The sequence below is a fragment of the Microbacterium sp. 10M-3C3 genome (assembly GCF_003931875.1).
GTDB lineage: Bacteria > Actinomycetota > Actinomycetes > Actinomycetales > Microbacteriaceae > Microbacterium.
In genome coordinates this window covers 404,867-429,868 of the sequence record NZ_CP034245.1, presented here as the reverse complement: position 1 = coordinate 429,868, position 25,002 = coordinate 404,867, and the positions used below count along the sequence as shown (strand labels likewise).

Genomic DNA, 25,002 nt, shown 5'->3' with positions numbered 1-25,002 from the left:
GAACGCGCTCGTACGCTGGCGCCGGACGAGGAGGGTCGACGATGACCGAGACACTGGCGGACGCGATCACACGAGTGGGCGGCCCTGTCGAGCTGCTGCGCAACCAGGACTGGCCGGCCTTCACCTTCCCGGTGGCGCCGGAATTCACCAACTGGCGCGACGAGCAGCGCTCATGGATGACCAGCGTCGCCCTGATGGACCAGTCGCACCACATGACGCAGCTGTTCCTCCATGGGGACGATCTGCTGCCGCTGCTGGCCTCGATCTCGCCGAACACGTTCGCGACCTTCCGCCCGGGCGTCGCGAAGCAACTCATCGCGGTCAACGACGACGGCTTCCTCATCGGCGACGGGATCCTCTTCTACAACGCCCGGGGACCCGAGGGGCTCGTCCTCGTCGGGCACCACCTGCTGATCGACTGGGTGCGCTTCCACGTCGAGCGCGCGGCGACCGACGGACACGACGTGCATGCGCGCCTCGAGGGCAACTCGCACATGCGCCAGGGACCGCCGACGTTCTTCCGGTACGAGCTGCAGGGGCCTCAGGCGGACGTCGTCATGACGATCCTCTTCGGCGGCCCGCCGCCCGAGCTGAAGTTCTTCCACATCGGCGAGGTCGAGATCGCGGGGCGGCGTCTGCGCGCGCTGCGTCACGGCATGGCCGGGCAGCCGGGCTTCGAGTTCTACGGAGCGTGGGAGGACAACGAGGCCGTGCTCGAGGCCATCATGGCGGCGGGCGCCGAACACGGCATCCGACGGGTGGGCGCCAAGGCGTACTCGTCGACGCCGCTCGAATCCGGCTGGGTGCCGACGCCGTTCCCGGCGATCTTCGACGCGGACGCCGACGCGTACCGCGCCTGGCTCCCCGCCGCGCGCGCAGGCTCGCTCGCGGGCTCCTACGCGCCCGCCGACATCCACGCGTACTACATGACGCCGTTCGACATCGGGCTCGGCCGCTCGGTGCGCTTCGATCACGACTTCCACGGACGCGCCGCCCTCGAGCGCCACGCCGCCGCCCCGCGCCGACGGAAGGCCACCCTCCTGTGGCACGCCGAGGACGTCGCCGCGGTCGTGCGCTCGCAGGTGGAGCCCGGGATCCCGGCGAAGTACCTCGACTTCCCGAAAGCCCGCTACGGCTTCTATCAGATGGACGAGGTGCGCCTCGGCGACCGCCTCGTCGGCATCTCCACCGACGCGGGCTACGTCGCGTTCGATCAGCTGTACATGTCCCTCGCGACGATCGACGTCGACGTGCCCGACGGCACCGAGGTCCAGATCGTGTGGGGCGAGGAGCCCGTCACCCGCAAGGCGTCGGTCGACGCCGTGCACCGTCAGGTGCCGATCCGCGCGACCGTCGCGCCCGCGCCCTTCCACGACTTCGCCCGGACGGTGTACCGCTCGGACCGCTGACCGCGGCGACTACCATGGCGGGGTCGAGGAGGACGCGATGCCCGCGCAGACGCAGCCGCATGCCGAGCCGGAGTCGGTGCTGCGCCGCCACATCCGCATCCTGGAGAGCTTCGACGCGTGGCATCCGTACCGCACGCTCACCGAGATCGCCCTCGCGACCGGACTGCCGCGCTCGAGCGCGCACCGGCTGCTGCGCGACCTCGAGCGCGAGGGCCTGATCGAGCGCCTCCCCGACCGGTCGTACCGGCTGGGCGTGCGGCTGTGGGAGTTCGCGAGCCGCACTCCCGGCGCGATCGGGTTGCGCGAGGTCGCCCGCCCGTGGCTCGGAGCCGTGCACGAACGGGTGCGCCAGCACGTGCAGCTGGGCGTGCGCAGCGCCCGCGACGTGCTGTTCGTCGAGCGGCTCTCGGCCCGCGACGCGGTCGTGAACGCGACGCTGCTGGGTGGCCGCATCCCGCTCCCGCTGTCCTCGAGCGGGCTCGTCCTCCTGGCGTGGGCCGAGCCCGCGGTCATCGACGACGTCGTCGCGGGAGGATTCGAGCCGGTCACCGACCGCGGCCTCCGCACCCCCGCGCAGCTGCACACGGCGCTCGCGCACGTGCGCCGCGACGGCTACGCCGTGGCCGACGGCTTCATCCACCCCGAGTCGCGCGGCGTCGCGGTGCCCGTCGAAGGCCCGGATGCGACGGTCTACGCGGCGATCGGCGTCGTGGTCGCGAACGACGACAGCCCGCCCGCGCCGTACGTCGAGGTGCTCCGGCGCGCGGCCGCGGGCATCGCCCGCGACCTGCGCAAGGCCTATCGCCCCGATGCGCACGAGCACGCGCTGCGCGCGCTGCTCACCAGGTCGCGGCGGTCGCTCGAGTACCTCGAGGGCCTCCCCGAGGCGGGGTCGCGGCCGTGACGCGCGTGGCGGTCATCGGCCTCGGCGAAGCCGGATCGCGCTACGCCACCGGGCTCGCCGCGGCCGGCGCCGAGGTGCGGGGGTTCGACCCGGCCCACCGCCTCGAGCACCCGGGGGTCGCGGAGCGCGCGACGCTCGCGGATGCGGTGGCGGACGCGGACGTCGTCCTGAGCCTCGTGCATGCGCGCGTGGCGATCGACGTCGCCGCCGCCGCCTTGCCGCACATGCACAACGGTGTCGTCTACGCCGATCTGAACACCGCCGCGGCCGAGGTCAAGGCGGCGGTGGCGGACGTCGCGGCGCGGCGCGGGGTGGCGATGGCCGACGTGGGTGTGCTCGCACCCGTGCCTCGCGCGGGACACCGCACGCCGCTGATCGCCAGCGGCACGGGTGCCGCCGCCTTCGCCGCGCGCCTCGCGCCCTTCGGGGTGCCCGTCGACGTGCTCGACGCGCCTGCGGGCGAGGCGGCGCGGCTGCGGCTGCTGCGCAGCGCGTTCATGAAGGGCCTCGCAGCGCTCGTGATGGAAGGACTCGACGCGGCGCGTCCCGCGGGAGCGGAGGCGTGGCTGCGGACGCAGATGGCGCGCGAGCTCGGCCCCGACGGCGAGGCCCTCCTCGACCGCCTCGTCACGGGGACCGCCCGGCACGCCGCAAGGCGCGCGGACGAGATGGCGGCCGTCGTGGACGCTCTCGAGGCGGCGGGAACCCCCGCCGACATGGCCCGCGCGACGCTCGCGCGGCTGGAGCGCACCCATCGCGCGGGCTCGGAGGGTCAGCGCCGGTAGGACTCCCGCGCGAACCGCGAGTAGGGCGCGGGCTCGACGGTGGCGCGGATCTCGACCTGCCGGTGCGGCTCGACGGCGGGCTTGCGCGAATTCGGCGCCTCGCCCCACACCACGACCACCTCGGTGCCCGGCGCCGCGGACGCGCTCTCCACGCTCGCGAGCGACGCGAAGACGTGCTCGTTCGTGATGTAGCCCGCGTCGTGCGAGATGCCCACGTCGCGGCCGTCCACGAGGACGCGGTCGACCTGGTACAGCCCGTACCTCGCCTTCGGGAAGTCGATGTACTTCGCCGGCAGTCCGGGCTCGAGGAGCGAGCGCTGGGCCGCGGCGACGTCGTCGGCGTTCCACACGAGGGTCACCTTCTGTCGCGGCGGATCGGCGGCGAGCTCCTCGAGAGCTGCGCGGCCGATGAAGTCGTGGTCGAAGGCGACACTGCGCCCGTAGCCGAGGTCGTAGGGCGTGACGTAGTAGTCCTCGAGGCGATCGGATGCCAGCGAACCGGCGAGGGAGCCGGCGCTCGTCGCGGGCAGCCACGCGCGGTAGCGCTCGGTGTCGCGCCCGCTGAAGATCGCGGGCATCGGCGAGGGCACCCAGGCCGACTCCAGGTTCGCCGACGAGTACGCCTTCGCGCCCACGCGCACGAGGTCGAAATCCTCCCCCGCGCGCAGCAGCGCGTCGCGCACGCGGTCGCCCTCGGACCAGGGCCCGAACAGTTCGAAGCCGGGCTGACCCGCCATCCCGTGCCGCAGCGAGCGGACCACGACGCCGTCGAGATCGAACGTCGCCATGTGGAAGAACTTCGTGTCGGGCACCGGCGCGCCGGTCACCTTCTCCATGAGGGCGAGGGCGTTCGGCCCCTGGAGCTCGTAGCGGTACAGCTTCGGGTCGCCGGCGCGCACGATCGAGTTGCCGTCGCGCTCGAACGTCACGTCGAAGCCGCCGGTCTCGCCGTGGAACTGCAGCCAGTCGATGACCATCTGATGCCCGACGAGGTCGAACACGTCGTCGTCGAGGTGGAAGAGGATCGCGTCGCCGATCAGGTATCCCTCGTGGTTCACCGCGATGAACTGCTTGGCACGGTCGACGGGGAAGCTCGCGAAGCTGTTGACGCCCACGTCGCGCAGCAGCCGCAGCGCATCGGAACCCGACACGAACAGATCGGTCATGTGGTGCGACTGGTCCAGCAGCGCGACGCTCTCGCGCCACGACTGCTGCTCCGACCGCCAGTTGCTGAACTCGGCGGTCACCGGGAAGATCGTCGGCCGCGCCTGGGCGTTGCGCAGCAGCGGCAGCGCGCCGCCCGCGCGGGCGATGGCGTCGGCGAGCGATTCGGTCACCGTCCGCCCCCTGCCGACGCGCCCGCGGTGCGCCAGCCCCCGTGGTACTCGGTGCGCGCCGTGACCGCGTAGGGCACGGGGCTGACGACGGCGCGCACCGCGATCTGCTCGTGCGGCTCGACCGTCGTCTTGCGCGTTCCGCCGTCCGGCTCGCCCCACACGACCCGCACCTCGGCGCCGATCGGCACGTCGGCGTCGACGGTCGCGAGCGACAGCCCGCGCTTCTCGTTCGCGGTCACCCCCGTGAACAGCGACAGCCCGACCGTCGTGCCGTCGGCGTCGAGGACGGCGTCGTAGTTGCTCGAGCCGTAGTTGGCGTTGGGCAGATCGAAGAACTGGTAGCCGGGTCCTTCGCGGTCGATGACCGACGTCAGGATCTTCGCGAGGTCCTCGTCGTTCCATGCGAGGGTGACCTTCTTGCGCTGCGCGGCCGGGTCGATCCTCTCGAGGGCGTCGCGCCCGATGAAGTCGTGGTCGAACTTCACGAACGAGCCATAGCCGAGCTCCCACGGGTTGAGGTAGTAGTCCTCGATGTCGCTCGACACGAACGAGCCCGCGAGCGCGTTGATCGCCTCGTAGCTGTCGGCGGGAAGCCACTCGCGGTACCGGCGCTCGAGCTCGCCACCGGTGTAGACCGCGGGCAGCGGCGAGGGGATCCACCCCGACTCGAGCGTGTTGGAGGAGTAGGCGCGCGACCCGCAGGGCTCGATGCCGAACTCGGCTCCGGCGCTGAGGATCGCGTCGCGGATGCGCCCGTGCTCCTCGTACGGTCCCCACAGCTCGAGCCCCGGCGCCCCGGCCATGCCGTGGCGGAGCGTGCGCACGTGCTGCCCGGCGATCTCGAGCTCTCCCATGTGGAAGAAGCGCACCTGCTCGACCTCGTGCCCGGCGAGGCGCTCGATGATCTGCCACGCGGCCGGGCCCTGGATCTGGAAGCGGTAGTACTCGCGCGTGACGGCCTGCCCGTACGGCCGCGAGGGCGACCGGTCGTCGTAGCGCGTCTCGACGTCGTAGCCGCCCGTCTCGGCGTGGAACTGCAGCCAGTTCGCGCCCGGCGCACGGCCGACGTATACGAACTCGAGCTCCGACAGGCGAAAGAGGATGCCGTCCCCGATGACCCCGCCGGTGGAGGACGTGGGCACGAACTGCTTGGCGGTGTCGACGCGGAAGTTCGCGAACGAGTTGATGCCGGTGTCGGAGAGGAGCTTGAGGGCGCCGGACCCGGTCATGAAGAAGTTGACCATGTGGTGCGTCTGGTCGTACAGGACCGCGGTCTCCCGCCACGCCTTCTGCTCACGGCGCCAGTTGGTGAACTCGGCGGGGACGACGGGGTAGATGTACGTGCCGAGCTGCGAGTTGCGCAGCATCTCCACGACGTCTCCGCGCTCGTCCATCACGTCCTGCAGGCTCTTCGCCATGGGCTCTCTCGACTTCCTTGTCAGCGCCGACCGCGCACGGGATCCCTACGGGGAGAGGGATTCGTCGCCACGATTGTAGACAATTTGTTGACCATTCCACCAGGGGTGTGATTGCCTGGCCGCATGGCAGAGACGCTCCTGGTCATCAGCGCGCACGCGGGCGACTTCGTGTGGCGAGCGGGCGGTGCGATCGCGGCGACCGCGATGCGCGGCGAGCGCGCCGTCGTCGCCTGCCTGTCGTACGGCGAGCGGGGCGAGTCGGCCAGCCAGTGGCTCGCGGGCAAGTCGCTCGACGAGATCAAGGGCATTCGTCGCGAGGAGGCCGAGGCCGCAGCATCCGCCCTCGGCGCGGAGATCGAGTTCCTCGACCTGGGCGACTACCCGCTCGTCGAGTCGCCCGAGGCGGTCGCGCGCCTGGTCGACCTGTACCGGCGCGTGCAGCCCGCCGTCGTCCTCACCCACACGCTGCGCGACCCGTACAACGGCGACCATCCGGCCGCCGCCAGAATGGCGCTGCAGGCGCGCATCCTCGCGCAGGCGATCGGTGTCGCGAACTCGGACGGGAGCTTCCCGACGAAGGACGAGATCATCGGCGCGCCGCCGGTGTTCTTCTTCGAGCCGCACCAGCCGGAGCAGTGCGACTTCACACCGAACGTGCTGCTCGACATCACCGAGGCCTTCCCCCGCAAGCGCGCCGCGATGGAGTGCCTGCCCGCGCAGAAGCACATGTGGTCGTACTACACCGACCTCGCCGTCCGCCGGGGCGTGCAGGTCAAGCGCAACGCCGGGCCGAACCTGGGTCTCCCGCACGAGACGATGGGCGAGGCGTACATGCGGCATCTGCCGCAGGTCACGAGCGTCCTGTCATGACCGCCGGTCCCGTCGTCGTCACCGACATCGCACGGGCGGATGCGGCGGACGTCGAGGCGCTGGGGCGACACGGCGTCGCGACGGTTCACGAGGCGATGGGACGGACGGGTCTCGTCGGCCCCGCCGTCCGGTCCATCCAGACCGACCGCCGCGTGGCGGGGACCGCGGTCACGGTGCTGTGCGCGCCGGGCGACAACCTCATGATCCACGTCGCGGTGGAGCAGTGCCGGTCCGGCGACCTGCTCGTCGTGACGACGACATCCCCGTCGGTCGACGGCGCGTTCGGCGAGCTCTTCGCCACGGCGCTGCACGCGCGTGGCGTGCGCGGCATCGTCACGACGACCGGCATCCGCGACACCGCCGAGCTGCGCGCGCTCGGGTTCGCGGCGTGGTCGGGAGCCGTGTTCGCGCAGGGCACGGTGAAGGCCACGCCCGGCTCGGTGAACGTGCCCGTCGTCGTGGCCGGCGCCCTGGTGCGACCCGGCGACGTCGTCGTCGCCGATGACGACGGCGTTGTCGTCGTCCCCCGGCAGCGCGCGGCCGAGGTCGTCGCGGCCGCCGACGCCCGCGTCGCGAAGGAGGAGGCCGACCGCACCGCCTACGCGGACGGCGCGCTGAGCCTCGACCGCAAGGGACTCAGACCGCTCGTCGACGAGCTCGGCATCCGATACATGACGCAGGCGGAATACGATGCCGGCACCGCGTGACCCCGACCGCGACGGCGTGCCGTGCATGCTCCTGCGCGGCGGCACCTCGAAGGGCGCGTACTTCCTCGCCGACGACCTGCCCGCGGAGGACGACGCTGTCGACGACCTCGTCCTGCGCATCATGGGCTCCCCCGATCCGCGGCAGATCGACGGCATCGGCGGGGCGCACCCCCTCACGAGCAAGGTCGCGATCGTCCGCCCCTCGACGGCCGAGGGCGTCGACATCGACTACCTCTTCCTCCAGGTCGGCATCGACGAGCCGAGGGTGTCCCGCACGCAGACGTGCGGGAACCTCCTGGCCGGGATCGGCCCGTTCGCGCTCGAGCGCGGCCTCCTCTCCGCGGGCGGCACGAGCGCGCGCGTGCGCATCCGGCTCGTCAACACCGGCGACATCGCCACGGCGACCTTCGCGGTCGAGGAGGGACGCCCGCGGTACGACGGCGACACCGCGATCGACGGCGTGCCCGGCGCGGGCTCGCCGATCGAGCTGGAGGTCTCGGCGGGTGCGGGCAAGGCCCTGCTCCCGACGGGGCGCGCGCGGGACGAGGTCGCCGGGCGCGCCGTGACCCTCATCGACAACGGCATGCCGGTCGTGCTCGTGCGGGCTGAGGACGTGGGCGCGACAGGCGCCGAGGCGCCGCCCGCGCTCGAGGCCGATGCGGCCGTCGCCCGGGCGGTCGAGGAGCTGCGCCTGGCCGCCGGGCCCCTCATGGGCCTCGGCGACGTGTCCGACCAGACGGTGCCAAAAGTGATCCTCCTCGCCCCGCCCACGGACGGCGGCGACGTGGCCACGCGCGCCTTCATCCCGCACCGGGTGCACACGTCGCTCGGCGTGCTCATGGCCGCGTCGGTCGCCGCGGCCCTCCGGATCCCCGGCACAGTGGCCGCGGGTGTCGCGCGCGACGGCTCCGCCGACCCCGAGTCGGAAGAGCCGATCGTGATCGAGCACCCGACCGGCTCCCTGATCTCGCGCGTGCGCGTGCGCCGTGACGCCGATGCGTGGCACGCCGCGTCGCTGTCCGTCAGAACGGCCCGCAAGCTCTTCGACGGCACCGTGTTCCCGCGGGCCGCCGCATCCGCCTCCCCCGCCCCGTCAGGAAGGACGCTCCCATGACCGCGTACACGTCGTTCGACGTCGCCCACCTCGCCAACGTCGAGCTGCTCACCGCGAAGCCCGCCGAGAGCCGATGGTTCTTCGAGGAGCTGCTCGCGATGCGCGTCGTCGCCGAGGGCGGCGACTCGGTCTACCTGCGCACGTGGGACGAGTACGAGCTCTACACGATCAAGCTCACCGCCTCGGATGCCGCGGGCGTCGGCCGCACGTCGTTCCGCGCCTCGTCCGAGGAGGCGCTCGAGCGACGGGTGGCCGCGATCGAGGCCACGGGGCTCGGCCACGGGTGGGTCGACGGCGAGGTGGGAACGGGCCGTACGTTCGTCTTCCACGATCCCGACGGCCACGAGATGGGCATCTACTACGACACCGAGCGCTACGTCGCGACCGACGATAAGCCGGCGCTGAAGAACCAGGCGTCGCGCTTCCCGGGCCGCGGCGTGAACGCGCGGCGGCTCGACCACATCAACTACCTCGCGAAGGACGTCGAGGCCAACGGCGAGTTCCTGGCCACGGCGCTGGGCATGCGGGAGTCCGAGCGCATCCGGCTGGACAACGGCCGCTTCGCCGCGTGGTGGTTCCACTTCTCGCTGAAGTCGTACGACGTCGTCTACTCCGACGACTGGACGAAGCACGGCAACCGCCTGCACCACATCGCGTTCGCGCCCGACACGCGCGAGGACATCCTCAAGGCCGCCGACATCTTCCTCGAGAACGGCATCCACATCGAGTCGGGCCCGCACAAGCACGCCATCAACCAGACGTTCTTCCTGTACGTATGGGAGCCGGGCGGCAACCGCATCGAGTTCGCGCAGGCCGGCGCCCGCCTGATTCTGGACCCCGACCAGCCGGTCGTGGAGTGGAGCGAGACGGAGCGCAAGAAGGGTCAGGCGTGGGGCATGAAGACGATCGAGACCTTCCACACCCACGGCACGCCGCTGGTGTGACGCGCGTCAGCGCCAGACGTCGGCGGCGATCGCGACCACTTCGCGCACCTTCGCCCACTGCTCGTCCTCGGTGAGGACGTTGCCCTCCTCGGTCGAGGCGAAGCCGCACTGGGGGCTCAGCGCGAGCTGCTCGAGCGGCGCGAAGCCGGCGGCTTCGTCGATGCGGCGCTTGACGGCGTCGGGGTCCTCGAGGTCGCCGGTCTTCGTCGTGATCAGGCCCAGGACGACGGTCTTGTCACCCGCCGGCAGGTGGCGCAGCGGCTCGAAGCCGCCCGAGCGCTCGTTGTCGTACTCGAGGAAGTAGCCGTCGTACGCGGTCGCACCCAGCAGCTGCTCGGCCACCGGCTCGTAGCCGCCGGACGAGATCCACGTCGACCGGAAGTTGCCGCGACACACGTGGGTCGTGACGGTCAGGTCGTCGGGTTTGCCGTCGAGGATGCGGTTCAGCAGGGCCGCATAGCGCTCCGCGATGCCGTCGGTCTCGATGCCGCGGGCACGTGCCTTCTCGAGCTCGACGTCCGAGCACAGGTACGCCCACGCGGTGTCGTCGAACTGCACGTAGCGCGCGCCGGCCTCGTAGAACGCCGCGAGCGCGTCGCGGTACGCCGTGACGAGGTCGTCGACGATGTCGTCGCGCCCCGCGTACGGGCCGGCGATGTGGCCGGGCTCGAGTCGGAAGTCGAGCACCGTGGGGGCGGGGATCGTGAACTTGGGGACCGCGCCGGTGGAGCGCTCCACGATGCTCTTGAGCGACCGGAAGTGCTCGAGGAACGGATGCGCCGGCGAGAAGCCGATCGGGCCGGAGATCTCGATGCCGCGCGGGCGGGTCTGCACGCCCTGGAACTGGATGCCGTGGTCGAGCTCGACGATGTCGACGCCGTCGAGCTCGCCGAAGAAGTCGAAGTGCCACCACGACCGGCGGAACTCGCCGTCGGTCGCGAGGCGCAGCCCGGCGTCGGCCTCCTGCACGACGAGCTCGGCGATCGTGGTGTCCTCCGCGACGCGGAGCGCCTCGTCGTCGATCAGCCCGTCGGCATGGCGGCGGCGGGCGTCGGCGAGGGCGGCGGGTCGGAGGAAGCTGCCGACGATGTCGGCGCGGAACGGCGGTGTGGACACCCGTGCGAGGCTAGCGCGCCGCATCCGCGCCCGGTAGGCGGGCGGTCATGCGGCGTCATCGCGGCGGGCGTCGCGCCCGCGGGATGCGAGCACGTACGACGGAACGGCGACGGCGACCACGACGACGTGCATCGCCATGAGCGCGATCACCGCCGGCACGGTCGTGCCGGGGATGAACCGCGGGCGCCCGCGCGACCCGGAGGTCGAGCGCGCCATCCTCGCCGCGACGCAGGACCTTCTCGTCGAGCGCGGGTACGCCGAGACCACGATCGCCGCGGTCGCGGCCCGCGCCCACTGCAGCAAGGCGGCCATCTACCGCCGCTGGGACACCAAGACCGCTCTCGTCGTGGCGGCCGTGCGCGCGCTGCACAGCACCGCGCCCGTCCCCGACACGGGGTCGCTGCGCGAGGATCTGCGCGCGACCGCCCGCCACTACGCCGCATCCGACCCGCGCGGCGCGGGCGTGCTCGCGAGCCTGCTCAGCGAGCTCGGCAAGGACGCCGACCTCCGGGAAGCGGCCTATCGTGCGATCGGCGAGCCGCCCGTCGCGGCGCTCGTCGCGGTGATCCGCCGCTGGATCGAGCGCGGCGAGGTCTCCCGCGACGCACCCGTAGACGTCATCGCCGGCATCATCCCGACGGCCGCGTTCGGCAGCGTCTCGCTGCGGCGCCGCACGCTCGACCCCGAGGCGATCGACGCCCTGATCGACGGCGTCATCCTGCCGGCGCTGCGCGCCTCACCCCCCGCCTAGGCTGGATCGGTGCGGGAGTCTCAGGGCCGGGTGTGGACCGGCGTCGTCCGCGTCGGCCCCGGTGCCGGAGACCACCGCGTGGCGATCCGCGCCGCGATCGCCGTCGGCGTGCCCCTCGTGGTGCTGTGGGTGATCGGGCGGCTCGATCTCAGCATCTATGCGAGCTTCGGCGCCTTCGCCGCGCTCTACGGCCGGGCCGACGCGTTCGGCGATCGCCTGAGGATGCAGCTGTCCGCCGGCGCCGTGCTCCTCGCCTGCATGCTCGTGGGCACGGCGATGTCGGTGGCGGCCGTGGCCCCCCTGGCCGCCGTCGCCGTCGTCGCGCTCCTGGCGGCCGGCATCACGCTGCTCGCGTACGCCATGCGCTGGCATCCGCCCGGAGCCCTGTTCGCCGTCTTCGCCGCGGGCGCGACCGCGACGATCCCCGCGTCGCTCGCGACGGTGCCGCTCGTCGTCGCCGTCGGGGGCGCGAGCACCGTCTTCGCGCTCGTCGTGACCGCGGTCGCCGGGCTCGTGGGCGCGCGGGGCCGGCCGGCGCCGTCGCCACGGCGCTCCCTGCAGCCGGTCGGCGCGCTGGCGGGCGAGATGGCGGTGACGGTCGGCGTCGCCGCGGCGCTCGCGGGTGTCCTCGGGGCGCTCCTCATCGGATCGCACTGGTACTGGGCGATGGTGGGCGCGGTCGCCGCAACCGGCGGCGCGCACATGAACGCGCGCGTCATCCGCGGTCTGCAGCGCCTCCTCGGCACCCTCCTCGGTGTGCTCGTGGCCGCCGGCATCCTCGCCCTCCACCTGCCACCGCTCGCGATCATCGCCGTCGCGGTGGTCCTCCAGGCGGCCGCGGAGCTGTTCATCGGGCGCAACTACGGCATCGCGATGGTCTTCGTGACACCGCTCGCGCTCGTGATGGTCGCCCTCGCCGCACCGTCGCCCGTGGACCTCCTCCTGCGTGACCGCGTGCTCGAGACGATCATCGGCGTTGCCGCGGGCACTCTCGTCGCCGTCACCTCGGCGGCGCTGCGCCGCCCACGCCCGGCCGCTGAGCCCGTCGGCTGCCGGGGGCACGACCCCGGGCAGGGCCCGATTCCTCATCCGGGATGCGGCCGCCGACGCCCGATCAGATGACGACGCACAGCCGGGTCCTGTGTCAGGCCGATCGCCCGATCCAGCGAGCGGAGAGCGTCGTCGACGTCGCCGCGCGCCGCCGCCAGCTCGCTGCGGCACACCCAGTACGGCTGATGGTCACGGGCCGCTTCCGGTGCGACCGACGCGAGCAGCTGGTCGGCGCGGTCGAGGTCGCCGACCGCGACGTGCGCCGCCGCGGCTGCCACGAGGGCGCCGACCGACGGCGCGATGCGCAGGAGACCCTCGTACAGCGTGAGGAGATCCTGCGGGTCGACCGCCACGCCGTCCGCACGGGCGGAGTGGATCGCGCTGATGGCGGCCTCCAGCTGGAAGCGCCCGATCGATCCGCGCCGCCGTGCCCACCGCAGGCAGTCGTCCGCTTCGGCGCGCAGCGCCGCGGACCACAGCGCCGTGTCCTGCAGCGGCAGCGGAACGAACTCTCCCGCGACGACCCGCCCTGGACGACGGCTCTCCGCGTGCAGGAGCAAGGCGCGCAGGCCCCATACTTCGCCGTGACCGGGCAGGGTCTCGGTGAGGACGGCGCTCAGCCGCAGGGCTTCGGCGCGGAGGGCGGTTCCCCGCTCGTCGGCGACATCCGCCGCCGGCGCGCCGACGCCGTACGCCGCGTACACCGCCTGCAGCACCGGCGCGAGCCGGAACGCGAACTCGTCGACCTCGGGCAGACGGAAGCCGATTCCCGCGTCGCGGATCTTGGTCTTCGCACGACTGAGGCGCTGTGCCATCGTGGCCGGGGGCACGAGGTAGACGCCGGCGATGCGCGCCGCATCGACGCCGAGCACCGCTTGCAGCATGAGAGGCGCGTGAAGACGCGGGTCGATCGCGGGATGCGCGCACACGAACATGAGCGCCAGTCGGTCGTCGAACGGCGCATCGGCCATCCGGTCCGACGGCTCGTCGACGAGCACGTCGAGCGGGACGCTGACCGTCCTCGCTCGCCGCGACACCAGGGTGCGGGCCTGGTTGCGCGCAGCCACACGCAACCAGGCCTCCGGCGCATCCGGGATCCCCCGCTCGCGCCACGCGGTCACGGCCGCGGCGAACGCCGCCGCGACCGCGTCCTCGGCGAGCTGCAGGTCTCCCGACATCCGGAACACCCACCCCACCAGGCGGCCGAAGAACGCGCGATGCGCGTCTGCGAGCACCTGATCGGCGGACGGGGAGCTCATCGCATGGGTGGGAGCAGCGGCCGGACCTCGACGCTGCCATGCTCGGCGGCGGGGCAGCGCGCCGCCCACGCCAGGGCCGCGTCGAGATCGGGCACCTCGATGAGGAAGATCCCGCCCAGCGATTCCTTGGCGTCGGCGAACGGCCCGTCCTGCACCTCCGTCGAGCCCCCGCGGAGCCGGAGCGTCGTCGCGGTCTGGGGTGGCTGGAGTCCCGCCGCCGCCGACATGATGCCGCTGTCCGTCAGCGCCGCGACATAACCGGCCCACGACGCCCAGTACTGCTCCGCGAACTCCGGGTCTTGGCGCGCAGCGAAGTCCTCGAGCGATTCCTGGGCCAGAATGGCGTACTGCATGATGGTGTCCTCCCGTTCGGATCATTCCCGACGCCACGTCGGCGTCACAAGGAAGACCTGCGTCGAGGCCCCGTTTCGACAATCGCGCCGGATCGGTTCGTCCCCGACCGGCGTGCGCTACCCGCCGGTCAGGCGGGCCGCACGTCGCCCGCCGAGCAGTACGAGCCGGGCGAGTGCACGCCGTGGGCGATGCGCAGCTCTTCCGCGTCGTCGGGGCCGACGACCGGTGCGAAGCGCGCGTCCGGCCGCCACGGGTACGGCTGCTCATCGGGGTGCGCCCGCTGCCACGCGCGCAGCGCCACCGGCAGCAGGCGCAGCCGCCGATCGATCCACTCCGCATCCCATGGACCCTCGGCCATGATCTGTTCCGCGGCGCGGAACTCGTAGTAGATCGTCCGCCGCAGGTCACCGCCGCTCGTGGGCTCGGAGCCGTGCACGATCATGACGTCGTGCACGAGCACGTCGCCCGGCGACATCTCGACCTGCACGACTCCGGGAGCGTCCCAGCCGTACTCGTCGCGCAGCGCGCAGATGTCGACGGGCCGGCGCTGGGAGCCCGGCGCGACGCGCAGCGCGCCGTTGCCGATGCGCGAGTCGTCGAGATAGACATCGACGTTGAAGATGCGGCGGGTGCGCGGATGCACGGCGTCCTGATGCCACTCGATCGGGGCGCCGTCGCCCGCGGCCTTGAAGACGAGCGACTCGTACGTGGGTACGAAGCTCGGTCCGGCGAGACTCTCGGCGATGCCGAGGATCGCGGGGCTCCCCAGCAGCTCGAGCGACGCCTCCTCGCCCTTGCTGTGCAGGTAGTTGACGCGGAAGAGCACGTCGTGGCCGCCGCGGCGGGCGAAGTTGTAGTCGGGATCGCCGTCGGCGAGCGCAGTGCCCGAACGACCGTCGGCGATCCAGCGGCCGGACGCGGCGCGCAGCCGCTCGACGAGATCGGCGGGCACGCGGTCGCGCAGCACGACATAGCCGTCGCGATCGAACGCTGCGACCTGCTCGTCCGTGAGCAGCGCGTCGGCGGTGGTGGTCTGGATCATGGAGTTCCTTTCGACGGATCGACGATAGAAGTGGGAGGATCGTCATTCGTGCGGGATCATGACGCGAAAGTCCGGAAATCGGACGCCGATAGCTTCGGATTCGCATGCTGGACGGGCGGTTCCCGCACGATGAGCGCGGCCCATCGCCACGACGACCTCGAGCTGAACCTCGCCGACGCCGACCTCGCGTACGTGACGGGCGGCCGGTCCGTCACGATCCCGGCCCACCGGGTCGCGCTCTTCTGGGCGGGTCGTCCGCACCAGCTCGTCGGGGGCGAAGGCGTCACGACGACGTGGATCACGGTGCCGATGAAGACGGCCATGGCCTGGCCGGTCGTCCGCGCCGCGGTCGCCGACCTCGTCTCGGGCGACGTCGTGCTCGGCGCCGCCGACATCGCCGTCACGCGCCACCGTGGGCACACGTGGGCGCGCGAACTGCGCGATCCGGATGCGGCGGTGCGGCGTCCCGCGATGCTCGAGGTGGAAGCGCTGGTGACCCGCCTTCTCGGCGCTCGGGAGCCGTCGAACGCGGTCGCCCCCGCCGATGCGCGCGCCGCATCCGACCGCGCGGGAACGATGGCCCGCGTCGTCGCCGATCGGTTCCGCGAGCCGCTGCGCGTCGCCGACGTCGCGCACGTCGTGCATCTGCATCCGCAGACCGCGGCGCGGGTGTTCCGTGAGTCGGTCGGCGTGTCGATCCCCGACTACCTGCGCCAGTGCCGGATCGCCGAGGCGCAACGCCTCCTCATGCAGACCGACCTCGCTGTCGACGCCGTCGGACAACGCTCGGGCTTCGGATCCAGCTCGACCTTCCACGCCGCCTTCACGGCGGCGACCGGCACGACGCCGCTCGCGTTCCGCCGCGAGCGGCAGACATGACGCGTCGGCTCGCGACGTCTCAGAGCGCGACGGCCTCGAGGAGGAGAAGCTGTTCGGGCGCCATCAGCGGGACGGCGAGCCCCACCGTCTCGAGCGTCCGACCGCGCTGCTCTGCCACCCCCGCGTGGTACCACGCGGGCGGGGCGTCGGCGATCGTCACGGGCGCGGGGCCGAGCGACACGGGTCTCACGGCGTAGCGCCGCTCGGCGTCGAGTCCGGGGAGGCGCAGCGCCGGCGGCAGCGCATCGGCGGGCGTGCCGACCGTCGCGATCGAGTAGAGCGCCCGGTCGCCGGACGCCGCGACGACACCGTGGGCGGCGATCGCGGCGTCGGCGGTGTCGATCCGCACCACGCGACCGCTGTGCAGGAGCCCCCGCCACTGCCGGTACACGTCCGCCCACGCCCGCACGACCGCGCGGTCGTCGGCTGTCGCGGCCGCGATGTTCCACTCGACGCCGGCGCTGCCGAACAGCGCCGTGCCGAGGCGGAACCCGGCGTCGGCGTGGCGGCCGGTCGTGTGGGCGCGAGCCGCGCCGACGTGCGCACCGAGATACTCCGGCGGCAGCAGCAGCGACGTGTACGCGTGGATGCGCTGGCGCTCGAGCGGGTCGTTCGTGTCGCTCGGCCACACGCGCGCGACGCGCTCGAGCACCCCGAGGTCCAGGCGCGCGCCGCCCGACGCGCACGACTCGATCTCGACGCCCGGGTGCGCTGCGCGCAGCCGGTCGAGCAAGGCGTAGAACGCCCTCGTCTGGGCGTGCGACCCCGCGACGAGGAGATCGCGGTTGTGATCCCACTTGAGGTACGCGATGTCGTAGGCGCGCAGCAGCGCGTCCAGGCGATCGAAGACGTGGTCGGCGGCGCCGGGTGCCGACAGGTCGAGCACCCGCTGGAACCGCCACTCCGGCGCATCCGCGCGGCCCAGGACCCAGTCGGGGTGCGCGCGGGCGAGATCCGAGTCGACACTGATCATCTCGGGCTCGACCCACAGACCGAACTGCATGCCGGCGGCGTGGACGCGCTCGATGATCGGGCCGAGGCCCTCGGGCCACACGCTTTCGTCCACGATCCAGTCGCCGAGCGCACGGCGGTCGTCGCGACGGCCGTGGAACCAGCCGTCGTCGAGCACGAAGCGCTCCATGCCCGTCTCGGCGGCGGCCTCGACGAGCGGCACGAGGGCGTCGAGCGAGTGGTCGAAGTACACCGCCTCCCACGTGTTGAGCGTGAGCGGCCGGGGCCGGGGCGGCGCGGATGCCCACGAGCGCACCCACGGGTGCACACGATCGCTCACGCCGTTCAGTCCGGCGTCCGAATACACGGCCACCGTCCACGCGCCGGTGTGCCGCTCGCCCGGCGCAAGGGCGACCTCGCCCGGGGCGAGGAGCTCGCCCGCCGCGAGCGTGGCGACGCCGAGGGTCGACCGCTCCGCCCACACGGCGGTGTCTCCGCTCCAGGCCGCGTGCACGGCCCACAGCTCCCCCGACTCGAAGGCGAAGCCCGGCGTGCCGGCTGCCAGGAGGAAGGCGTTGTCGTGACCGCCGCGTCCGTGGCGCGATTCGCGCGTGTGCACGCCGTGCAGGAACGGCCGGCGCAGCGGGCGGCGCTCACGCGCCCACAGTCCGGTGAAGTCGAGGAGCTCGCTCGCCCGCGCGGGGATCGGGAGCAGGATGCCGGCGGCGGCCACGAGCAGCGCGTCGTCGCCGCCGTTGCCGACGTGCACGCGGGAGCGGAGGACGCCCTGGCGTATGAGCTCGAGCTCGATGTCGAGGCCGATCCCGGCATCGTCGTCGCGCAAGGCCACCACGAGGCGCGCAGCCTCGGCATCATCCGTGCGCATGACGTCGACGAGCGCGAACCGCGGGGAGCGGGCGGCCTGCGCCACGGCGGAGACCCCGGGCCGAGCGAGCTGAAGCGCCGGTCGCCCCGACCACCCGGTTCCGAGCCCTGCGGCGAGGGACAGTCGGAAAGGCGTGTCGATCGAGGAGGGCGGGACGGCCGGCGCGAGGGCCTGCGCGAGGGCGTCGAGTTCGGCGGCGTCGAGGTCGCCGAGCTCGCGGCCCCAGTGCAGGATCGCGGGTTCCCCCGGGCCGCGGGCGTCGACGACGAGGCTCACGCCTGCGGCCCGGAGGTGGTGGATCATGCGGTGAATGCCTTTCCGATCGTCACTCGGCGACGGGGATGGAGGCCGCCTCCATCGCCTTGATCGTCGCATCCTGACCGCTCTGCAGCGCGTCGCCCAGGGTCCCCGAGCCCGACACGGCGGCCTTGAAGCCGTCCGAGACGTCGGCGTAGGTCTGCGTCATGGTCGGACCCCACACGAAGTTCGGGCTCACCTGCTGCGCGGCCTGTGCGAACACGTCGTAGATCGGCTGGCCGCCGTAGAACTCCACGCCCTCCTTGAGCACGGGCAGCTCGAGGCCTGCCGTGGTCGCCGGGTAGATCTGCGCGGTCTTGTTCAGCGACGTCAGCGCCTCCTCGGAGGTGTTCAGCCACAGCGCGAACTTCGCCGCCTCGTACAGGTGATCCGTCCCCTTGAAGACGGCGACCGACGATCCGCCCCAGTTGCCCGCGACATCGTCGCCGGCGTTCCACTGGGGCGCGAGCGCGACCGACCACTTGCCCGACGTGTCCGGGGCGCCGGACAGGATCGAGTTGGCACCCCACACGGCGGAGTTCCACGTCCAGACCTCACCCGAGTTGTATGCGTTGTTCCACTCGTCGGTCCACGCGGGATAGGTCGACACGAGGTCGTTCGCGATGAGGTCCTGCCAGTAGGCGGCGACCTTCTCCGACGCGTCGCTGGTCAGCTCGACCTTCCACGAGTCGCCGTCGTTGGCGAACCACTCTCCGCCGGCTTGCCACACGAAGCCCGCGAACTGGTTGATGTCGGTCTGCGAGAAGTTCGTGATGTAGCCGCCGAGAGCGCGGATCTTGACGGCGGCCTCCTTGTACTCCTCCCATGTCGTCGGCACGGCGATGCCGTTCTGCGCGAACAGGTCCGAGCGGTAGAAGAGACCCATCGGGCCCTGGTCCTGCGGGATGCCGTAGACCTGGTCGCTCGTGCCGAGCGACACCTGGTTCCACGTCCAGTCGAGGAACTGGTCCTTGGCGGCGACGACGTCCTCGCACGCGGCGAGGTCTTCGAGGCCGTCCTGCACGCGGAAGTTCGGCAGCGCGTCGTACTCGATCTGGCCGAGGTCGGGAGCGTTGCCGGCCGCGAGCTGGTTGAAGAAGTTCTGGTAGGTGCCGGCGTTGCCCGAGGGGCCGGTCTGCACCTCGACCTGGATGTCGGGATTCTCCTGGTTCCACAGGTCGACGGCGTCTTCGATGCCGGGGATCCACGACGTGAAGGTGAGCGTGACCTTCTCGCCCGACGGCTCGCACGAACCGCTCGCGGAGTCGCCTCCGGTCGAGCCCGCGGCACAGCCGGCGATGGCCAGTGCCGCGGTCGCGAGCAGGGCTGCGGTGACCGCTCGTTTGCTGTTTCGCATGTTGTTCCTCTGGTGATGGGTGGGGGTGGACCGTCCGATGGACCTGGACGGGGTCATTTGAGCGCGCCGGCTCCGAGGCCGTTGCGCCAGTACCGCTGCAGGAGCAGGAACGTGATGATTAGCGGAACGATCGAGATGAGCGATCCGATGAGCACGTACGTGCGCAGCTCCGGGAACTGGTTGATCGTGGAGTTCCACGCGTACAGGCCGTACGTGACGGGGAAGAGCTCCTCACTGCGCAGCATGATCAGCGGGAGGAAGAAGTTGTTCCAGATGGAGACGAACTGGAAGAGGAACACCGTCACGAGGGCCGGGAACATCAAGCGGATCGACACCGTGAAGAACGTCCGGACCTCGCCCGCGCCGTCGAGGCGGCTGGCTTCCAGGAGCTCTTCGGGCACGGACGCCTCGGCGAACACGCGCGTGAGGTAGACGCCGAAGGGGCTCACGACGCTCGGAAGGAACACCGCCCAGAAGGTGTCGGTCAGCTGCACCTGGCTGAAGAGGAGGAAGAGCGGCAGCGCGAGCGCGGTCGCGGGCACGAGTACGCCGCCCAGGACGACGTTGAAGATCGTCTCGCGGCCGGGGAAGCGGTACTTCGCGAGCGCGTAGCCGCACATCCCCGCGAGCACGGTCGCCACGAGGGCGCCGAGGCCGGCGTACCCAGCGCTGTTGAGCAGCCAGCGCAGGTAGACGCCGTCGCGGTAGGTGAGAAGCCCGACGAGGTTCTCACCGAAGCTCATGTCGGCGAACCACAGCGGGTTCGTCGAGAACAGATCTCCGCGCGACTTCGTCGATGCCACCACCAGCCACCAGATCGGCGTCAGGAAGTAGAGCGTGAACACCGTCATGACCAGGAACGCGCCGGCGCGGGGGAGCACGCCTTCACGAGGTCCGCGCGCACGCTCTCCGCGGCCACCGGCGGGCGTGCCGGTCGTGACGGCGCGCGTGTCGAGAGTCGAGGTGGTCATGCCGCCGCCTTCCGTCGCGTCAGCCGCAGGAACGTGAAGGACAGCACGAAGGTCGCCAGGGCCAGCACGACCGACATCGCCGCCGCGAGGTTCACGTTGGGGATCGAGCTCGTTGCGTAGATGGTCATGTTCGGTGTGTAGGTGCTCGTCACCGCCGAGCTGAAGGCCCGGAAGGTCTGCGGCTCGGCGAGCAGCTGGAGCGTGCCGATGATCGAGAGCACGGCGGTGAGCACGAGCGACGGCCGCACCAGCGGGATCTTGACCGACCACGCGATGCGGAACTGCCCCGCGCCGTCCAGACGCGCCGCCTCGTAGATGTCGCCGGGAATCGACAGCAGCGTCGAGTAGATGATGAGCATGTTGTAGCCGACGAACACCCACGTGACGACATTCGCGATCGACCACAGCACGAAGTCGCCCGACAGGAGGTCGACCTGCGACGTGAGCGCCTCGAACGGCGAGAGCCGCGGGGAATACAGGAAGCCCCACATGATCGCCGCAATGACGCCCGGCACCGCATACGGCACGAAGAACGCGAGGCGGAAGAACCGCTTGCCGCGCAGCAGCGGCGAATCCAGCAGGAGCGCGAACAGGAGGGCCAAGCCGAGCATGACGGGCACCTGGACGACCCCGAACAGCAGCACTCGTCCGACCGACGACCAGAAGGCCTCGTTCTCGAACACGCGGAGGTACTGCGCGACGCCGCCGAACACCTCGCGCGCCTGCCCGAACGTGCCGTCGCGCTGCACGACGAGGAGCGACTTCCACACCGCGTAGCCGATCGGCACGAGGTAGAAGGCGATGAACAGCACGGCGAACGGCGCGACGAAGATCGCGATCGCGCCCTTGTGGTGCACCCGCGCGCGGTGACGGCGGCCGGGGTCGACCGGCGTGGTCGCGGTCATGCTCGCTCCTCCCGGAAGATCCCGACCGTGCCGCCGGGGATGGTGGTGGCGCCATCGACCGAGACGCCTGCGACCAGGTCGGTGCCGCGCACGACGATGTCGACGCCCTCGGTGCCGTGGTTGATGACGAAGCGCCATGTCGTGCCGTCGTCGGCCTTGCGACGCACGACCTCCACGTCGCGCCCGGCGCCCGCTTCGGGCGCGAGACCGGCGGCCTCGGCGATGCGGGAGACGAGCCGGGTGTAGTCGCCGCCGTCGAGCAGCGTCGCGAGGTACCACGCGTCGCCGGCTCCGCCCTCACCCGCGCGCCGCGTGAGAGCGGGCAGTCCGCGCGCGGGGCCGTCGGCGAAGCGGTCGACGATCTCGGCGTCGACGGCGACCACGCGCTCGGCCCACAGTCGCGCGCCCGCACCCGAGGCGAGGGTGAGTGCCGCGTCGGGCAACGTGGGGGTGAACTCCACGACGCGGACGCCCAGCAGTTCGCGCCAGGGCGCGGGATACCCGCCCGGGCGCACGCGGTCGTGCTCGTCCACGATGCCGCTGAAGAAGGTGACGAGGGTGTGGGCGCCGGATGCCACGGCCTCGCGCAGGCGCTCGGCCGCCGCATCCGTGACGACGTGCAGCCCCGGGACGACGATGAGGCGATATCCGCGGAGGTCACGCTCGGGATCGACCACGTCGGCGGTGATGCCGGCGTCGCGGAGCGCACGGTGGGCGGCGTGGACCTGGTCGAGATAGCCGACCGCCGACGACGGCGAGTTCTCGGCGTCGGTGGCCCACCAGGATGGCCAGCTGAACAGAACGGCTGCATCAGCGACGACACGGCTGCCCTGCACTTCGCCGAGCGCGCCGATGACCGTGCCGAGCTCGCGCACCTCGCGCCACTGCGCCGTGTCGGTGCCCGCGTGCGGCAGGAGGGCGGAGTGGTACTTCTCGGAGCCCTGGAGCGATGCTCGCCACTGGAAGAAGCACGCGGCGTCGGCGCCGCGGGCGACGTGCACGAGCGTGTCGCGCATCATCTGGCCGGGGGCCTTGGCGGGATTGACGGGTTGCCAGTTGACGGCGCCCGTCGAGTGCTCCATCAGCAGCCATGGAGCGCCGCCGGCGAGACCGCGCACGAGGTCGGCCGCGAACGACAGTTCGCCGTGGGGGTCGGGCAGACGGTGATCGAGGTAGTGATCGTTCGCGATGACGTCCATGTCGGACGCCCACGTCGCGTAGTCCATGCCGTCGATGTGCGCCGTCACCATGAAATTGGTGGTGATGGGCTTGGCCGAGTGGCGGCGGATGATGGCCGCCTCGGCGCGGTAGTACTCCAGCAACGCATCCGACGAGAACCGCCGGTAGTCCAGCAGCTGCGAGGGGTTGCGCGTCGACAGCGTGAGCCGCGGCGTGAGGATCTCGTTCCAGTCCGTGTAGCGCTGGCTCCAGAAGGCGGTGCCCCACGCGGCGTTCAGACCGTCGATCGTGCCGTAGCGACGCTCCAGCCAGACGCGGAAGGCGGCCGCCGACACATCGCAATGGCAGTGCACGTTGTGGCACCCGAGCTCGTTCGACACGTGCCACAGCTCGACGGCGTCGTGGTCACCGTAGCGCTGGGCGACCGCCTCGACGACCTCGAGCGCGGCGGCTCGGAAGACCGGTGAGCTGGGGCACCAGGCCTGGCGGCCACCCGGGTAGCGGGTCGTGCCGTCGGCGACGACGGGGAGGATCTCGGGATGCCGCGTCGTGAGCCAGGGCGGCGGCGACGACGTCCCCGTGCCGAGGTTGATGCGGATCCCCGACTCGTGCAGTAGCGCCACGACCTCGTCGAGTCGCGTGAAGTCGAACGAGCCATCCGGCCGCTGGATCTCGGCCCAGCCGAAGATGTTGATCGCGACGAGGTCGACGCCCGCCTCGCGCATGAGTGCCATGTCTTCGCGCCAGGTCTCGCGCGACCACTGCTCGGGGTTGTAGTCGCACCCGAACGCGATGCCCTCGTGCGCGAACCGGGGCGCGATGCGTGCCCCGCGGGGATGGGGCGCAGTGTCCATGAAGGGCAGGGTCATGGCGCGGAGGCTCTCCGTATCGGCGTTGATGGCGCAAGTCTGCAGTGACCCGCGGAGTGGGCTGTGTGCACGTTCACACATTCGCCGCAGGCAGCACGCGCGGGAAATGTGTGAACGTACACACAATGACACGTCTCCCGCGACGGTGTCAACTTCGGCGCCGCTACAGTGGGGGCGTGTCCCCGTCGCCCGCGCGCAAGAAGCGCGCCACCGTGCACGACGTCGCCGTGCGCAGCGGTGTGTCGCGAGGGACCGTCAGCCGCTTCGTCAACGGTGAGGGCTACGTGTCAGCGGCGGCCCGGCAGGCTATCGAGGAAGCGATCGAGGCGGTGGGCTACGTCCCGAACACCGCCGCACGCAACCTCAAGATGCAGCGCAGCCAGTCGGTCGGCTTCATCGTCCATGAGCCGAGCGCCCTGTTCGTGGGCGATCCCAACATCGGCGAGATCCTGCTCGGCGCGAATGCCGTCCTCTCCGACGCCGACCACCAGATGGCCGTGCTGGTCGTCGACTCCGAGCGCGACACCGACCGTGTCGCGCGCTACCTCGCGGGTGGCTTCGTCGAAGGTGCTGTCGTCGTCTCGGCGCGGTCACGCGACCCGATCTCGCGCGCGATCGAGCGGCTCGAGCTGCCCTCGGCATACGTCGGCCATCCGCCCGGCGCCGCCCGCACCGCATCGTTCGTGGTCATCGACAACCACCGCGCGGCGGCCGACATCACCGGGCACCTGCGCTCCTCCGGCCGGTCGCGGATCGCGATGATCGCCGCCGCCCTCGACCGCGACTCGGGCGCCGATCGACTGGCCGGCTACACGGAAGCCCTCGGCGACCTGTTCGATCCCGATCTCGTCGAGGGCATCACGCTCTACTCGTACGCGGGCGGGCGCGACGCCGCGGCATCGCTGCTCCGGCGTCGACCCGACGTCGATGCGATCTTCGCGGCATCGGATGCGGTCGCCGCCGGCGCGATCGAGGCTCTCCGCCTCGCCGGACGGCGCGTGCCCGAAGACGTCGCCGTCGCGGGCTTCGACGACTCGACGTGGGCCACGCGCGCGCTGCCCTCGCTCACGACCGTGCACCAGCCGGCTCGCGAACTCGGCGAGGTCGCAGCGCAGCTCGTGCTCGACCAGCTGCTGCGCGACGCGGCGCCGCGCGAGGTCGAGCTCCCGTCGCGAATCGTGGTGCGCGACTCCGCCTGACGCAGAGCACGCCGGGAGTACCGTGAGCGGCGTGGCGCGGCGCCGCCGGCGCTCTGGAGGGAAGCGGACGTGACCAACTCCGACATCGCACGGGCGTTCTCCGGTCATCGGATCGCCGAGACCTACGACGCATTCGCGGACGACATCGTCTGGAACTACGTCGGCGGGTTCCGCCTCGAGGGGCGCGAGGCGGTGATCGACGCGTGCGAGTCCTCCACCACAGAAAACGAGGGTGTCGCGATGAACTGGCTGCGGTTCGTCTCGACCGAGGACGGGCCCGTGGTCGCTGTCGACGCCATCGGACGGTATGAAGGCCCTGAGGGCGTGTCGACGGTGTCGTCCTGCGACATCTACGAGTTCGAGGGCGATCGCCTGACGACGATCACGTCCTACGCGGTCGACGTCGATCCCGACGACTTGTACGGCGTTCGTACTGCCGGCAGCTAGCG

23 protein-coding genes are annotated in these 25,002 nt (G+C 71.6%); 12 read left to right on the top strand and 11 right to left on the bottom strand.

Features of this window, described 5'->3' with window-relative positions; genetic code table 11:
• The first annotated feature begins 41 nt into the window (after positions 1 to 41).
• The 3 genes from EI169_RS01930 to EI169_RS01920 are packed head-to-tail and all read left to right on the top strand — an operon-like array spanning position 42 to position 3,098.
• A complete protein-coding gene (locus EI169_RS01930) occupies positions 42 to 1,409 on the top strand; it encodes an aminomethyltransferase family protein (RefSeq protein WP_125130487.1) in 1,368 nt (455 codons plus the stop codon).
• A 37-nt stretch (positions 1,410 to 1,446) separates the two neighbouring features.
• On the top strand, positions 1,447 to 2,313 hold the full coding sequence (locus EI169_RS01925; RefSeq protein ID WP_125130485.1) for an IclR family transcriptional regulator: 867 nt from the start codon (positions 1,447 to 1,449) through the stop codon (positions 2,311 to 2,313).
• Positions 2,310 to 3,098, top strand: coding sequence for an NAD(P)-dependent oxidoreductase (locus tag EI169_RS01920; protein WP_125130483.1), 789 nt, complete (start codon positions 2,310 to 2,312; stop codon positions 3,096 to 3,098). Before EI169_RS01925 ends, EI169_RS01920 begins: the two co-directional genes overlap by 4 nt.
• Here the strand turns inward: EI169_RS01920 and EI169_RS01915 are convergent.
• Both EI169_RS01915 and EI169_RS01910 read right to left on the bottom strand, forming a co-directional pair.
• Complete coding sequence (locus tag EI169_RS01915) at positions 3,086 to 4,435, bottom strand: aminomethyltransferase family protein (protein ID WP_125130481.1); 1,350 nt, start codon at positions 4,433 to 4,435, stop codon at positions 3,086 to 3,088. The two genes, EI169_RS01920 and EI169_RS01915, sit on opposite strands and share 13 nt — an antisense overlap.
• Positions 4,432 to 5,853: an aminomethyl transferase family protein gene (locus tag EI169_RS01910; protein ID WP_125130479.1), complete on the bottom strand. Its 1,422-nt coding sequence runs from the start codon at positions 5,851 to 5,853 to the stop codon at positions 4,432 to 4,434. The genes EI169_RS01915 and EI169_RS01910 overlap by 4 nt, the downstream gene beginning before the upstream one ends.
• Before the next feature lie 123 nt (positions 5,854 to 5,976).
• Here EI169_RS01910 and EI169_RS01905 point away from each other — a divergent pair, with 123 nt between their 5' ends.
• Genes EI169_RS01905 through EI169_RS01890 form a run of 4 tightly spaced genes read left to right on the top strand, consistent with a single transcriptional unit; the run spans position 5,977 to position 9,488 of the window.
• On the top strand, positions 5,977 to 6,723 hold the full coding sequence (locus EI169_RS01905) for a PIG-L deacetylase family protein (RefSeq protein WP_125130477.1): 747 nt from the start codon (positions 5,977 to 5,979) through the stop codon (positions 6,721 to 6,723).
• Positions 6,720 to 7,430, top strand: a complete 711-nt coding sequence (locus EI169_RS01900) for a 4-carboxy-4-hydroxy-2-oxoadipate aldolase/oxaloacetate decarboxylase (protein WP_125130475.1) — start codon at positions 6,720 to 6,722, stop codon at positions 7,428 to 7,430. Before EI169_RS01905 ends, EI169_RS01900 begins: the two co-directional genes overlap by 4 nt.
• Positions 7,414 to 8,544, top strand: a complete 1,131-nt coding sequence (locus EI169_RS01895) for a 4-oxalomesaconate tautomerase (protein WP_125130474.1) — start codon at positions 7,414 to 7,416, stop codon at positions 8,542 to 8,544. The genes EI169_RS01900 and EI169_RS01895 overlap by 17 nt, the downstream gene beginning before the upstream one ends.
• Positions 8,541 to 9,488, top strand: a complete 948-nt coding sequence (locus EI169_RS01890) for a VOC family protein (RefSeq protein ID WP_125130472.1) — start codon at positions 8,541 to 8,543, stop codon at positions 9,486 to 9,488. Before EI169_RS01895 ends, EI169_RS01890 begins: the two co-directional genes overlap by 4 nt.
• Before the next feature lie 6 nt (positions 9,489 to 9,494).
• On the opposite strand, the gene EI169_RS01885 is transcribed toward EI169_RS01890, so the two are convergent.
• Positions 9,495 to 10,604 (bottom strand): 5-methyltetrahydropteroyltriglutamate--homocysteine S-methyltransferase, encoded by a 1,110-nt coding sequence (locus tag EI169_RS01885; RefSeq protein WP_125130470.1) that lies wholly within the window; start codon positions 10,602 to 10,604, stop codon positions 9,495 to 9,497.
• 136 nt (positions 10,605 to 10,740) lie between these two features.
• Here EI169_RS01885 and EI169_RS01880 point away from each other — a divergent pair, with 136 nt between their 5' ends.
• Both EI169_RS01880 and EI169_RS01875 read left to right on the top strand, forming a co-directional pair.
• On the top strand, positions 10,741 to 11,355 hold the full coding sequence (locus tag EI169_RS01880) for a TetR/AcrR family transcriptional regulator (RefSeq protein ID WP_240640558.1): 615 nt from the start codon (positions 10,741 to 10,743) through the stop codon (positions 11,353 to 11,355).
• Between the two features lie 9 nt (positions 11,356 to 11,364).
• Positions 11,365 to 12,477 carry an FUSC family protein gene (locus EI169_RS01875; protein ID WP_125130468.1) on the top strand — a complete coding sequence of 371 codons (1,113 nt, stop codon included), beginning with the start codon at positions 11,365 to 11,367 and terminating at the stop codon, positions 12,475 to 12,477.
• Here the strand turns inward: EI169_RS01875 and EI169_RS01870 are convergent.
• From EI169_RS01870 to EI169_RS01860, 3 genes are all read right to left on the bottom strand, one after another.
• Positions 12,441 to 13,664, bottom strand: a complete 1,224-nt coding sequence (locus EI169_RS01870) for a DUF6596 domain-containing protein (RefSeq protein ID WP_125130466.1) — start codon at positions 13,662 to 13,664, stop codon at positions 12,441 to 12,443. The two genes, EI169_RS01875 and EI169_RS01870, sit on opposite strands and share 37 nt — an antisense overlap.
• A complete protein-coding gene (locus EI169_RS01865; protein WP_125130464.1) occupies positions 13,661 to 14,017 on the bottom strand; it encodes a YciI family protein in 357 nt (118 codons plus the stop codon). Before EI169_RS01865 ends, EI169_RS01870 begins: the two co-directional genes overlap by 4 nt.
• A gap of 128 nt (positions 14,018 to 14,145) precedes the next feature.
• Complete coding sequence (locus EI169_RS01860) at positions 14,146 to 15,060, bottom strand: phytanoyl-CoA dioxygenase family protein (RefSeq protein ID WP_125130462.1); 915 nt, start codon at positions 15,058 to 15,060, stop codon at positions 14,146 to 14,148.
• A 129-nt stretch (positions 15,061 to 15,189) separates the two neighbouring features.
• Here EI169_RS01860 and EI169_RS01855 point away from each other — a divergent pair, with 129 nt between their 5' ends.
• Entirely contained in the window at positions 15,190 to 15,939 is a 750-nt protein-coding gene (locus EI169_RS01855; RefSeq protein WP_125130460.1) for a helix-turn-helix domain-containing protein, read from the top strand.
• Between the two features lie 19 nt (positions 15,940 to 15,958).
• On the opposite strand, the gene EI169_RS01850 is transcribed toward EI169_RS01855, so the two are convergent.
• Genes EI169_RS01850 through EI169_RS01830 form a run of 5 tightly spaced genes read right to left on the bottom strand, consistent with a single transcriptional unit; the run spans position 15,959 to position 23,354 of the window.
• Complete coding sequence (locus EI169_RS01850; protein ID WP_125130458.1) at positions 15,959 to 18,079, bottom strand: alpha-galactosidase; 2,121 nt, start codon at positions 18,077 to 18,079, stop codon at positions 15,959 to 15,961.
• A gap of 22 nt (positions 18,080 to 18,101) precedes the next feature.
• Positions 18,102 to 19,430, bottom strand: a complete 1,329-nt coding sequence (locus tag EI169_RS01845) for an extracellular solute-binding protein (protein ID WP_125130456.1) — start codon at positions 19,428 to 19,430, stop codon at positions 18,102 to 18,104.
• A gap of 53 nt (positions 19,431 to 19,483) precedes the next feature.
• The gene (locus tag EI169_RS01840) at positions 19,484 to 20,401 is read right to left on the bottom strand and encodes a carbohydrate ABC transporter permease (RefSeq protein ID WP_125130454.1); all 918 of its coding nucleotides are present in this window, start codon (positions 20,399 to 20,401) and stop codon (positions 19,484 to 19,486) included.
• Positions 20,398 to 21,306, bottom strand: a complete 909-nt coding sequence (locus EI169_RS01835; protein ID WP_125130453.1) for a sugar ABC transporter permease — start codon at positions 21,304 to 21,306, stop codon at positions 20,398 to 20,400. Before EI169_RS01835 ends, EI169_RS01840 begins: the two co-directional genes overlap by 4 nt.
• The gene (locus EI169_RS01830; RefSeq protein WP_240640557.1) at positions 21,303 to 23,354 is read right to left on the bottom strand and encodes a beta-galactosidase; all 2,052 of its coding nucleotides are present in this window, start codon (positions 23,352 to 23,354) and stop codon (positions 21,303 to 21,305) included. The genes EI169_RS01835 and EI169_RS01830 overlap by 4 nt, the downstream gene beginning before the upstream one ends.
• 176 nt (positions 23,355 to 23,530) lie before the next feature.
• On the opposite strand from EI169_RS01830, the gene EI169_RS01825 reads away from it, so the two are divergent.
• Positions 23,531 to 24,553 carry a LacI family DNA-binding transcriptional regulator gene (locus tag EI169_RS01825; RefSeq protein WP_240640556.1) on the top strand — a complete coding sequence of 341 codons (1,023 nt, stop codon included), beginning with the start codon at positions 23,531 to 23,533 and terminating at the stop codon, positions 24,551 to 24,553.
• A 69-nt stretch (positions 24,554 to 24,622) separates the two neighbouring features.
• The gene (locus tag EI169_RS01820; protein ID WP_125130449.1) at positions 24,623 to 25,000 is read left to right on the top strand and encodes a nuclear transport factor 2 family protein; all 378 of its coding nucleotides are present in this window, start codon (positions 24,623 to 24,625) and stop codon (positions 24,998 to 25,000) included.
• Positions 25,001 to 25,002: the final 2 nt, after the last annotated feature.